Annotated in this window: 9 protein-coding genes; all 9 read right to left on the bottom strand. The window is 44.5% G+C overall.

The window, feature by feature from the left end:
- Positions 1-7: 7 nt before the first annotated feature.
- The gene (locus tag KQI39_RS15305; RefSeq protein WP_118064704.1) at positions 8-520 is read right to left on the bottom strand and encodes a hypothetical protein; all 513 of its coding nucleotides are present in this window, start codon (positions 518-520) and stop codon (positions 8-10) included.
- Between the two features lie 85 nt (positions 521-605).
- Complete coding sequence (locus KQI39_RS15300; RefSeq protein WP_253293213.1) at positions 606-1,541, bottom strand: helix-turn-helix domain-containing protein; 936 nt, start codon at positions 1,539-1,541, stop codon at positions 606-608.
- 197 nt (positions 1,542-1,738) lie between these two features.
- Positions 1,739-3,067 carry an MATE family efflux transporter gene (locus KQI39_RS15295; protein WP_216419390.1) on the bottom strand — a complete coding sequence of 443 codons (1,329 nt, stop codon included), beginning with the start codon at positions 3,065-3,067 and terminating at the stop codon, positions 1,739-1,741.
- Between the two features lie 11 nt (positions 3,068-3,078).
- A complete protein-coding gene (locus KQI39_RS15290) occupies positions 3,079-4,083 on the bottom strand; it encodes an aldo/keto reductase (protein ID WP_114001730.1) in 1,005 nt (334 codons plus the stop codon).
- Between the two features lie 267 nt (positions 4,084-4,350).
- Positions 4,351-5,781, bottom strand: coding sequence for a DUF4179 domain-containing protein (locus KQI39_RS15285; RefSeq protein ID WP_215708000.1), 1,431 nt, complete (start codon positions 5,779-5,781; stop codon positions 4,351-4,353).
- Positions 5,781-6,299: an RNA polymerase sigma factor gene (locus tag KQI39_RS15280; RefSeq protein ID WP_114001728.1), complete on the bottom strand. Its 519-nt coding sequence runs from the start codon at positions 6,297-6,299 to the stop codon at positions 5,781-5,783. The genes KQI39_RS15285 and KQI39_RS15280 overlap by 1 nt, the downstream gene beginning before the upstream one ends.
- Before the next feature lie 217 nt (positions 6,300-6,516).
- Positions 6,517-9,645: an alpha-mannosidase gene (locus tag KQI39_RS15275; RefSeq protein ID WP_216419388.1), complete on the bottom strand. Its 3,129-nt coding sequence runs from the start codon at positions 9,643-9,645 to the stop codon at positions 6,517-6,519.
- Positions 9,646-9,675: 30 nt separating this feature from the next.
- Entirely contained in the window at positions 9,676-9,915 is a 240-nt protein-coding gene (locus KQI39_RS15270) for a hypothetical protein (RefSeq protein WP_114001726.1), read from the bottom strand.
- A 53-nt stretch (positions 9,916-9,968) separates the two neighbouring features.
- A complete protein-coding gene (locus KQI39_RS15265; RefSeq protein WP_216419386.1) occupies positions 9,969-12,494 on the bottom strand; it encodes a DUF4268 domain-containing protein in 2,526 nt (841 codons plus the stop codon).
- Positions 12,495-12,665: the final 171 nt, after the last annotated feature.

The following is a 12,665-nucleotide window of genomic DNA, read 5'->3' as shown; positions in this document are numbered from 1 at the left end:
TAACACATTATGCAAAATAAACCTTTTCCGGAAACTGCGTTTTCATCGTATGCAGCATTTCTTCTGTCAGATCCAGAAGAAGTTTTATTTTCCGTCCATCTTCCCGGATGATCATGGTATAGTATGGTACATCCTCTTCATAAGAAGTATAATCATATTTTTTCAGCTTCTCTGTACCGGAATTCTTTTTGTATTTTGCCACTTTTTCGTGGTAATGAGGTGCGGTCACCTCCATCTCCTCGAGATTCAGCACATGAGCTGTTTTCCGGTATTTTTTACCATAGATCACATCAATGGTCAGCTGCCCGTTCTCCAGTATATATTCATAATCTCTCTGACTGAAAATATCATACACAAAATAAAGCAGCGCCAGCAGAAACCCCGGAAGCATAAACGCCTGGGAGATGGTGATTCCCATCAGTACAAAAAGTACCGCAAAGATCACCATCACTTTTCTGAGGGCGCCTGACATATGTTTCTTTTTTCGGGAGACCTGCTCCACAATTCTGTAGTCGTACATTTTTTCCTCTTTCCATCTGTCTGATCCGGCATATAGTACGATATTTATTCTGTTATGCCAGATTCTCAGATCTGTTTTTGTTATTTTACCAGCCTTCCTCTGAATGGATATCAAACTTAAGGAGCTGCTGTTCGTAATTCTCAGGACGTTTTCTCCACTCCAGAGGTGTCATCCCCGTAACCTGACGAAAATTCCGGTTAAAAGTGGAATTCGTCGTAAAGCCACACTTATGTGCCACATCCGCAATGGGCTGATCCGTCTTTTTCAGATAGTCACAGGCCGCCTGAATCCGGATGGTATTGATATATTCCAGCGGGCTCATCTTCATGTAAGTCGTAAAGATCCGGCGCAGATGTGTCTCGCTGATGTGACAGTATTCTGCCAGCTCATCAATCCGAAGATCTTCCATGTAATGATCAGAAATATAATCCTGGAATCTAGAAATCATATCCATGATTTTTCCTCTGCCCTCACTGTAACGTTCTTCCCCAGAATCCCGGTTGATCCTTGCGATTTCCACAAGAAGTGATGCCAAAATCCCCTTGGCTTCTTCCAGATAAAATTCTTCCCCGTCCCGCATGATATCCAGGATCTTCCGAATCTTGTCTGCCATAGAACGGTTCTCCTTTTCATTCAGAAAAAGTGCTCTGGAATTGATACGATGAACAATCTTTTCTTTTTTTACCGAATTATCAATGAATTTATCCAGAAAGCCTTCCACATCAATAAAAAGATATTCCCAGCGGCTGATGGTGCCAAGATCACTGTTTGTGGTGTGGGGATAGTTGGGCGGGATCACCGTAAATTCCCGGTCATGAAACCGTACCTTATCTTCTCCAAGAATCAAGAACCCCTGACCTTCATAGCAGAAACCAATCTCCAGATAATTATGAAAATGAAGATAATCGATATCGTTTCCGTAATTCTGGATCCATTTCTGACCAAGCAATGCAAGAATCGGACTCCCTTCCGGCATTTTGTAATACCGGAGCTCCATTTTGGGTTTTCGTTTTTTTGCCAAAGATATTCCTCCGTATGTTTTCCTATGTCTGCATTTCAGGCGGATAAAAACGATCCGCGTTTAAGTCAAGTCTTTGTTATCTTACCGCTATCCGCCAAAAAAAGCAACCTGCTGAAAGCTCTGATCTGTTGATATCTGTGCATTCTGCCGATTGCTTTTTCATTTGTTTTCTCTTCTTGTTTATTGTTCTGTTCCGGTTATTCACCGATCACACGATAAGTTTTCCATTTTCCCTGGCGGAAACGGATCCAGAAGATCACTCCGCGGACCGTCCAGTCCAGACACATGGCCAGTGCGATCCCGATCACTCCCAGATCCAGGACAATTCCCAGCAATATAGATAATATCAGTCTCACGCCAATGGTTGTGAACAAAGAGATTCCCATGGTAAACATGGCGTCTCCTGCTGCCCGGAGGCCTTTTCCCAGAGGATCTGCAAATGGAAATACCACTGCATTGGCTATGTTATGGATCAGCACCAGATAGAGGATCATCTGCCCTGTCTGCCGGGAAACTGCAAAGATCTTTATAAGCAGTGGCGTTATCAGAAAGATCAGTGTATTCCAGGCGACTGAAATACAGACTGTCACTTTCGTTAATTTCCGAAAATAATATTCCGCCTGCCTGATATCTCCAGCTCCCATACACTGACCGATCACAGTAATAAATACCGGCCCCATGGTCACACTGATCAGTGCTGCCACACTCCAGATACTCTGAGAAATTCCGTTTGCCGCGATCTGGTAAGTACCAAACAGCGCAACCACACTGGAAAGTGCCACTTTTACAAACTGAAAGATCCCGCTTTCCACTCCATTGGGGATTGCAATAGAAAGCATTTTTTTCAGAAGTTCTCTGTTCCACTGAAAGATCCATCGGCCCACATAGCGAACTTCCTTTTCCCGGAAGCAAAGCAGTGTGATCACCACTGCTGAAAACGTTCTGGCGATCAGGGATGGATAAACAACGCCTGCTACTCCTGCTCGGAAAACAAAAACTCCGATCAAATTTCCTGCCACATTGATCAGATTGGATACAATTGAGATCTTCATGGTCACACTTGTCTTTCCAATGCTTCTGTAGAGTGCGGTTCCTGCATTGTATATTCCCAGAGCCGGAAAAGAATATACGGAGATCCTGAGATATGTTTTACACGCTTCCATTACATCCGGTTCTACCTTGCCAAATAATCCCTTCAGAAGAGGGACTTTCCAGATCAGTACCGGAATTGAGATCACTACTGCAAATACAGTAGCTACCATCAGAAGCTGACTGGATGATTCCGATGCCATTTTCATATCCCGCCGGCCAATATACTGGCTGACTACAACTGCTCCTCCGGATGCAAGTGCCGTAAATAGGTTAATAAATATGGTATTAAATGAATTTACCAGGGACACTCCGGAAACTGCCGCCTCTCCCGCATAGCTGACAACCATTGTATCTGCCAGGCCTACCAGCATCAGAAGAAACTGCTCCATCAGGAGCGGAAGTATCATATCTTTTAACTGTTTATTGGAAAACATTTCGGCGCCTCTTATTTCTTCTCGTCCAGAAGGATCACACCCTCTGCCGGATTTTTGTCAATTGCACCTACGATGGGATGGGGAACGTACATCTCTTCCAGATATGCAATGTCTTCCGGAGAAAGTTTTACGTTCAGTGCATCTGCCGCATCATCCAGATATTCTGTTTTCGTGGCTCCGATGATCGGTGATGTTACTCCCTTTGCCCACTGCCATGCAATGGCGATCTGGGACATTTTGCAGTTATGTTTCTCAGCAAGTTCCTGAACCCGTTTTACGATCTTGATATCCTGCTGTTCCATACGGTCGTATTTTCCCACTGCAACGCGGTCTGTTTTTCCTCTGAGAGAATCAGACTTCCACTGCGGCCTTGCCAGATGCCCGGCTGCAAGAGGACTGTATGGCATCCGTGAAACATTCATCTGGTTGCAGATCGGGATCAGTTCTCTTTCATCTTCCCTGTAAAGAAGATTGTAATGGTTTTCCATTACGGAAAATGGTGTCCAGTTATTGTCCCTGGCTGCAAGCTGCATGTTGTAGAACTGATATCCGTACATGGCGGAAGCGCCCAGTGCGCGTACTTTACCTGCTTTTACCAGGTCATGGAGTGCTTCCATTGTTTCCTCGACAGGTGTCTCGTAATCAAATCTGTGGATGATATACAGATCCAGATAATCTGTTCCCAGACGTTTCAGACTTCCGTCGATCTCTCGCATAATGGCCTCTCTGGAAAGACGGCCCGGGTTAAAATAAACCTTGGACGCGATCACCACTTTATCTCTGGCTACGCTTTCTTTCAGAGCCCGTCCCAGATATTCTTCACTGGTTCCCTCGGAATATCCGTTGGCTGTATCAAAAAAATTAATTCCCAGATCCAGCGCATGGCGGATTACTTCTCCGCTCTGTTCTTCATCCAATGTCCATTTATGCATAGTGCCGGCCTTTCCAAAGCTCATGCATCCTACGCATAATTTTGATACTTCGATATCGGTGTTCCCAAGTTTTGCATATTCCATAATGAATCCCTCCCTGTATCATTGTGTGCGCTCCATATGTTGTACTTTTATTGTAAAGGATTCTTTGAATTATGTAAAATACCCAGTTTATATAGCTTTCCATGCCTTTCAGGCATTATCAGGTCAAGCGGATATTCGCAATCCGCTTCGCTACGTAGCTCTACACCAAATAACTGCTCCGCAGTTTATCAGGAGGAGCTTGCACTCCTCCTGATACAAGCAAGTCCCCACCCACTGCTTATTGCCTTTCGCAACCCCGCAGGGGACTTACTTGATTTGGTTAAAGTGCAGTGTTTTGTGATATTTCGCATGCTGATCCAGAAGATCACTCCATTTTTCACCTTCCGGTTTCTTCTCGTTATTGTTGTAATTTTCTTCTCCTTTCAGCTCATCCATATACTGCACGTAATCCAGGATATAAATATCAACGGTGGAAATATCTCTGTCCTGAATGGCAAAATTATTGCAGTTTCCATTGGACTCATTATATGGCAGCCTGTTTCCATTGGCATCCAGCGCAACCATGAAACAGTCGCTGTTGGAACCTTCCTCATAAAGTTCATTTACCGTCAGCTCATATGGAGTCCGGATCACGGACTTAAGACCGATTCCTGCCTCATTTGTCTCATTGATCTCCTGAACTTCCGTTTCTGAATCATCGACTGTTACCGGAATGTCAAAACTCCAGTCTCCTTCGAATTTATAATATCCCGCATCCGGATCATTCGGATCTGAAGCTTCATCCGGCCGCATTCCACGGATCTCACTGATACCCAGATGCATGTTAAACTTTTCCGGAATATCGATCTCTTTGATATAAGACTGAAGTGCGCCTCCTCTGACAGATATTTTTTCTATATATTCTCCAAGAAGTGCACTGCCTTCTTCTGTCTCATCATTTATGTCATCCAGGGTGATGCCCATTTCATCCCGTACCTGCTGGCACATTTCCTCGTATTTTTTATTGTATTCACTGTAGTCTTTTGTCGCCTCTGCAAGATCTACCCGAAGGATGCAGGCATATGTATTCTCATCCAGAAATTCTCCTTCCAGATTGCTGAGCATCACCCCATCGTCCACCGGATTAAAATCCAGAAGTCTTGTTGAATACATTTCCATAGCAGGCTTCCCATCCAGTCCTTTTAACGTATCAGGAAATGGTTCCTCACTTTGAAACTGCATGGTCACATAGACAGCCTGGCTGTTTGCAAAAATCTCGGAGCAGGTGATGGTGAGGCCGCCGGATGTTTTTGTGTAGGTGGTGTCTGCGTTTGCATTATCTGATGCTGTATGATCCGTTGTTTGATCAGAGTTTCCATCTGCTGTTTTCGCTCCGGCAGATTTTTCTGTATCTTCCAGTGTCGTCGCATGATCTGCAAAATCTCCAAAGAAGCTTACTTTATCCTGTAATGTTTCAAAAAGACCTCCCACCACCGGGATATTCTTTGCCATGACCGGATTTGCCGCACAGAACAGAATACCTGCTGCCAGTACTGCTGCTGTTCCCGCCACGACCTTCCCGCCTGTTTTCATCCAGCGGAGGGCATTTTTATCATTCGTTTCTCTCTTTTGTACGGCAGTATTGTTCTCAATGTGATGATATGCCTGGTTTGCCCGTTCCCGCACAATCACCGGTATCTCTGTATCTTTCTGAAGTTTTTTCTGAAAATTTTTTTCATTATCATTTAATGTCATCATCAAACACGTCCCTCCCTGACCTTGTACTCGTACATCTTCGCAATCTGTTTTCTTCCGCGTTGAAGACGAGATTTCACTGTGCTTTCCTTCATATCCAGGATCTCACTGATCTCCCGGGTATTAAATCCTTCCATGTAGTACAGAAGAACGATCATCCGGTATTTCTCGTCCAGCGGTTCCAGCATCTGCGCCCATTCTGCCGAGGCATATTCCGCCTCATGGAAAGGCATCTCCGGCATCTCGTCTGTACAGATCATTCGATTTTTTCTCTGCAGGATGTCCTTGCATTTGTTGATCAGGATCCGTATCATCCATGTTTTGAAATACCTGTTATATTTCAGGCTTTTCAGATTTTCATAGCAGGAAAGGATGGTATCCTGGATGGCATCCGCAGCATCTTCGTCATTTTTCACATAGGAGATGGCAATCTTGTACATACTCTGCATCTGCTCATCCATAAGCCGGCAGAAAGCATCTTTGTCCCCTTTTTTCGCCTTTCGTATCAAAATCTCATTCATTGGTAATCTCCATTCTCCTGCACGGACCGGTCCTCAGGAAATGTTTTTTGAAAGCATTTGTTTCTGTGCTTCTGTTTATTAGACGTGGGAGGAGTGGGGATGGATGCAAAAAAATAAATATTTTCAGGTTCCTGTAATAAAAACGCCGGTAATCCTGAAGATATACCCAGAATTTCTGGTACATATCCAAAGATAAACCGGCGCCATATTTCAGTTATTATTTATTACTCAGAGTTGGAGTCACGCGGAAAGTTCGGATTTCATAAGGGCGTACCGTTACCTTAAGTTCTCCGGTCATTTCTTCTCCTGCCGGATTTTCCATCAGATCCGTCTCCTGCCAGGAGTCTACCGGAAAACCAAAATTCAGCGTTACCGGACCGCGCATGCCTGCATACTCGTGGAAACGAATGATCAGACTTTCAGAATCTTCTGCCTTCTTTATACAGTCGATGGCTACATGGTCTGTATCTGCCTTGCAAAAAGCAGGACGTACCTCTGCATCCACTGCACCTTCCACAGTCCAGAGCGGATTGTTCAGTCTCCAGGCTTCTTTCTGCACACCGGATTCCTGCCAGCTGCCACTGTGTGGATAAAGTGCATAGGTAAAATCATGGATTCCCTGATCTGCCGCATAATCCGGATGGATTCCACATTTGATCAGCGACATGCCAAGAACATGGCCCCTGGCACTGTAGCCATATTTGCAGTCGTTCATTAGGCTGACTCCGTATCCGGTTTCGGAATAATCCGCCCACTGATGGGCAACGGTTTCAAATTTTGCTATATCCCAGCTGGTATTCTCGTAGGTGGGACGTTTCACATTTCCGTACTGGATATCAAAAGTTGCCTCGCTGGTGCGGATATCCAAAGGAAAAAGAACTCTCAAAAGCTGCTGATGCTCATGCCAGTCTGCATGAGTGACAAAATCAATTCTGCGGTTATCATTGTAAAAGCGGATTTCCTGTGAGATCGTGGAATCCTGATAATTCCAATCCATTTTTACTTTTGTCATCAAAGAAGATTTTTCCACAGAAACCGTTTTCAGATCCTCTACCTCGTATCCTTTTTCCTGGTAATAGATATCAATATCCCAGGCATCGTACTTCATTGGACGGTCCTCATAAACCACCAGGTGGTTTCCTAATTCGCCTGCCTTCAGGATCTCACGGTCATTTTCCTTATCAAAAATGGAAGTCATACGGCCTTTTTCATCCCAGACAATATGATAAAATGGCGTGTCCAGTTCCCCGGTCCACTCTTCTGTGCAAAAACATTCCGCCCTGGTTCCAATTATAAGAGTCAGAGTTGTAAATCCGGCAGGCTCTATGCCAGAAACTTTTACAAGCCAGCCATCTTCCGTATATACAGCAGGCAGCTCTTTTCCATCTGCTGAAAACCAGCTTCCCTTTCTGCCCTCGTAAGTTTTTACTTTTACTGTTACAATTCCTTCACCTGCAAAACTGCTGTTATTTACTACAGTTACAATGGAATCTGATTCTCTTACCAGAACCTTCAGGGCATTTTTCTCGATCGTATCCAGGATTTCATTGGCTTTTGCATACTCTGCTGCGGAATCCTCGTATACCTCATGGATGGATGAACCAGGAATGATATCATGGAACTGGTTTCTGAGTGCGATCTTCCAGGCTTCCTGGAGCTCTTTTTCCGGATAGGAAGAAAAATCGCCGGTCTTTACAGCGGCCTCACTTACCAGCCACTCTGCCTCCCGCAGTTTCAGTTCTGTCTTCCGGTTGTTTTTCTTATTCCGTGCCTGAGAAGTGTAGGTTCCTCTGTGATATTCCAGATACAGCTCGCCATCCCAAGTTGGTACATGACGGTCTGTAGACGCAATGGTCTTCTGAAGATTTTCGAAATAATCATAGGCCGTTCCAGGAATTACTTCCGGAAGTCCTGGCATAGCCTTCAGATGGCGTCCCATCTCCAGCATATCACGGTTCACTCCGCCGCCTCCGTCTCCGTTTCCGTAAGCCAGAAGCAGATCCTTATTGATCTCTTTATCATGGTAAAGATCCCATACCCCTTTTACAGATGCCGGATCGATAAGCCCATTATATGTATAACCACCATCATCGCCAAAAGTCGGAGTGCTCATAAAGTGCGTCAGTACTTCGGAACCATCCACACCGATCCAGCGGAAAGTATCGTGAGGCATATGGTTGTACTGGTTCCAGCTAATCTTAATGGTCATAAAATTGTCAATTCCGGAACGCTTCAGGATCTGAGGCAGTGCCCAGCTGTAACCAAATACATCGGGAAGCCAAAGAACATTGGCCGTTACGCCGAACTCTTTTTTGAAAAAGCGCTGTCCGTTCAGGATCTGACGTACCAGAGCCTCACCGGAAGAAATGTTACAGTCAGCTTCTACCCACATCGCTCCGTTTGGTTCCCAGTTTCCGGTTTTTACGGCTTTCTGTATCCGTTTATAAATATCCGGATAATCCGTCTTAATATAATCATAAAGCTGTGGCTGGGACTGGACAAAGGTAAACTCCGGATACTGCTCCATCAAAGTGCACATCGTTGAAAAAGTGCGGGCTGCTTTTTCCCTGGTGTGTTTCAGCTGCCAGAGCCAGGCCACATCGATATGAGAATGGCCCACAGTATGGACTGTTACCGGGCTGGTCCACGAGATTCTGGAAACCTCCTTCTTCCAGACTTCCAGAGCTTTTTTCAGAGATCCATAAAAGGCATCAGAACCAGGCCTTCTCCAATCTATAGCCAGATGTGCACGATCCATAGCTGTCAGAAGATCTGTTCTTATGGAATCGTTCTCATCCAGCATACGTACAGTCTCAACAGCCGCTCTGCTGCTGTAATAGAAATCATCCGCGACCTCATCCAGAACAGTAAGTTCTGCCTGTTTAAACTGATGTGTCTGCGGTGTTGGTACCCCGCCGCCTTCCAGTCCTGCCCAAAGACGGATGGTCAGTTCCACTTTTGTGCCGGCAAGTTCTGAAGGAAAGATCACTTCTTCATGGTAAGAACCGGTTTCGCAGTATGGCGAACCATTGACGTAGATCAGACCTTCGAATCCGGAATTCAGGCCCTCGCCGGTTTTTCCCATATTAAAAAGCCCGGCGATCTTTTTCCCCACCCATTCCGCCGGGATCTCTACGGACTGTCGGATCCACAGATAAGTGCCTCTTCCGATCCAGAAATCACCTTTTTTCAGAGTTCCCGTATAGACCACGCTTTCCGGCCGTTTCCCCACCGGCTCCTCCTCCGGCGTGCTCGCGTCAAATGACGGGATCTCCATCCGTTCTCTGTAACGGAGATCTTTTAACTGTTTTGTGTTTCTTTCCAGTTTTTCCAGTGTAAAAAACATTTGCTACATTCCCCCTTGTCTGCAACCTGTTTATTTCTTGTTTTTTCTTATCTCCTCATATACCCCATATCCGAGAAACAAAATTCCGACGATCAGTGCAACGAACGAAGCAATCGATAAGACCGGTCCCACATATGACAGACCAGCAGCAAATAATGTAGCATCCCAGGTATTCCCGCCGCTCATAAATATTGCAGCTGATAGGTATTTCGCAGAAATCAGGATTGCTGATATCAGGCAGAAAACAGCGCCGATGCCTTTATTATTCATTTTTTTGTTCCTCCTTTTCTTGTGATCGATAGGTAGAGCATATCATACATGGTTCACGTAAGATATGGCACGATTACATCGTAGAATTTTTTACTCCACTCAGCATGGAACCTTGCCATCTGTGGCCAGTCTGTTTCGTTCTCAACGCTTACGCCGTTCAGCTGATACGATATTTTTGATGATTTAATATCATCACCACGGCTCCACATAAGTGAAACCCCTAAGGCTTTTTCTATATCTTTTTTATGAGTAAACAGCATATCAAAAGCTTTTTTATTCTCTTCCTTCTTCGCTTTTCCAAAATACATCGCAACTTTTGCTGAATCAACATTTGCAATGCAGCCGATACTGAATCCACCGATTCCGAAAAATCCGTTCATCCAGTTTCCTCCTGACGGATTCACATTACGGAAGAAGTCATTATCTTTATGTATCTCTTTAATAATATCCAGCGCATATGTCCAGTATTTTTTTCGCTGCTCACGACAGCCTCCCTGCTCATCTGCATTTGCCTCATTCTCGTCACGCAGATAAAATACCAAATCTGCCGGATCTTCATCATACAGCTTAAACAACCGGTTCAGAACAGACAGTTTGCTCTGCGTACTGGTATTCGTCCACACATAAATACCATCTCCTATCTCCGCTGATTTTGAAAAAGCATCTTGATTTGTATCAAAATGGAGCGCAATATTTTCTTTCTCCGACATAGCCAGCTTTGTAATGATCGTCTTATCCTCTGCATATAGGATCTGGATAACCTTTTGGAACATCTCAACCCAGCTTGTTACAGGCTGTTCAGTATTCTTAAAAGAAAACCTGGCGATCAGACGGCCAGTGAGCTCGCTGTCATCCTCAAGAGTATAGGTATCGAGCTGCTTTTCTTCCGGTTTATATTCCGTGACAGGTGCTGTCCAGATTTTCAGCGCTCTTCCCATGAGATATTCGCTGCGTTCTTCCAGTTCTGAGAGCGTCCATTTATCTTTTTTGGCGATCCAGGTGTTCATTCGAATTCCACTGTCATCGAAGCCATTCTGCATGGTTTTCTTTTCATCAAATGAACTATTGCCGTATTTCGAATTATAGGCTGTCAGAGTCAGATTAGCCATCCTATGCAGCCACTGTTCATGGATCTTTTCATAATCATCACCCAGCTCCTTCTGCCACACTGGTGTAAGATGCTGCGGCATAATATGCTCAATCGAATATGTACCATCATCAAAATGACGATATACATCTTTGTCCTCCGAAGTTCCAAAATTCTCAAAGCGCTCAAGAATGTAGATCTTATTCTTTCTGTTCATCAAATAAACCTGCCGCTCTTCAAATGCCCTTTTAAACTCATCATCATCCGGAAAGCGGGCACGTTCCTTCTTTGACAGAAGTGCATATTTAAGCTTCCCAACATAGTTGTCCTCTGTACCATCGTACCGGAGGATCTCACGGTGCAGCATGAGAAAGATTTTATTCAGGGCATTTGTCGGCAGGTCGCACATTGTCCTCCGAAACAGATAATTCTCCATTGTCAGAAAAATCTCTGTGACCTGTGCCAGCGTCAGCTTACTTTCGTTATACAAGCGCAGCACTTCAAGAAAATACGGCCTTGTTACTGTGGTTTCCAGACGATTCAGGCGGTCGATGCAGGCATCAAGGACAGCACTGCCTGAATTGCCATCAAGAAGAATCTGATAACGTTTTGCGTAAGCCAGCATATCCGTAAGAAGCGGCTCTGTTTCGATTTTTCCAGGCTCTGCAAAATTTTTAAAATCGATATAGATTTTCTTCTGCTGTGGAATCGCCTGTTGCTTTATGCTTAGATAATCCCTGATGAAGGCACTTACATCGTACTTTGTGCAGATTTCTATCTTGTTCCAGTATTTGTCATAATAGTCCTCCTGTTCCCCGGAAGGCAAGCCCATCAGGATAAAATTTCTGATTTTGTCACCTTCGCTGAGGTCCAGGCCTGTAGAATTCAGGCTCTCGAAAATCAACTGTGGATTGTCGTCCATATCCAGCCGAATGTTGATAATTTCCAGACAACAGATTGCATCATAAAGCTGATCAATGGTAATTTCCTGCTTCTGAATCCGGTCATAGAAATAATCGTAGTTCACGGTCAGATTGGATTCTCGAATGTGCTCCGCAGGATCAGAGAAAAGCCTTCTGAAGGCCGTCTGATCATTTTTGACCGGTTTGAGCTTGATACGGGTATCCTCCGGCTTCCACTTGTCCACAAGATATTCCTCGTAGATACGCTGTTTCAAGTTCGCAGTCTCCGACATTACAATACCCTTGTCGATCAGGTTATACATGGCAAGGAACAATAACGATACCGTTGTCAGACGCTGCTGGCCATCAATGATCAGGAATTCCTCATTATGTCCATCCGGATTGTATACCGAAACAAGGCTCCCGAAGAAGTGACTCTTCCGGTGTCCTTTAATGATTTTTACGAGGTCATCGTACAGCTTCCTGCAATTCTCGATCTTCCAGTCATAATTTCTCTGGTAAACCGGAATAACAAAACGTTTGTCGGAGCCCTCCATATATTTAACGAATTTACATTCTGAACCCTTCATCTGTACTCAGTCTCCTTGTCAGTGAACTTATCATATATTTTATCAAAATATAAGGGGCTGTTGCAAAATAGATGAGTAATCATCTATGGAGCAATGGCTCCTTTTTTGTGTTCAAATGAAAAAGCAGGCTCCGAAGAACCTGCCATTCATGGTATAATAAATTATGACTAG

The organism is Blautia sp. MSJ-36 (genome assembly GCF_018917985.1).
In the GTDB taxonomy this organism is placed as follows: domain Bacteria; phylum Bacillota; class Clostridia; order Lachnospirales; family Lachnospiraceae; genus Blautia_A.
This window is presented reverse-complemented; position numbering and strand designations above follow the sequence as displayed.